The sequence below is a fragment of the Pantoea sp. SIMBA_079 genome, assembly GCF_046940275.1.
Taxonomy (GTDB): Bacteria; Pseudomonadota; Gammaproteobacteria; order Enterobacterales; family Enterobacteriaceae; genus Pantoea; species Pantoea borealis.
The window spans coordinates 1-234 of sequence record NZ_JAWRYR010000938.1 but is presented as its reverse complement, the minus strand read 5'-3'; the positions used below and the strand labels follow the sequence as shown (position 1 = coordinate 234).

Here is a 234-nt window from a genome sequence, read left to right as displayed (position 1 = left end):
ATCTCCAGCTATAACGTTGCCGGATATACCCGCCAAACCACTATTATGGCGCAGGCCAATAGCACGTTGGGCGCTGGCGGCTGGGTTGGCAATGGTGTCTACGTTTCTGGTGTGCAGCGTGAGTATGATGCGTTTATTACCAACCAGTTACGTGCGGCGCAGACGCAAAGTAGCGGTCTGACTGCCCGCTATGAGCAGATGTCGAAAATCGACAATATGCTCTCCACCAGTACC

At 53.4% G+C, this 234-nt stretch carries 1 pseudogene; it reads left to right on the top strand.

Annotated elements, in window-relative coordinates:
• Positions 1 to 234 (top strand): annotated as a pseudogene (gene flgK, locus SB719_RS22690) (flagellar hook-associated protein FlgK); the annotation flags it as partial.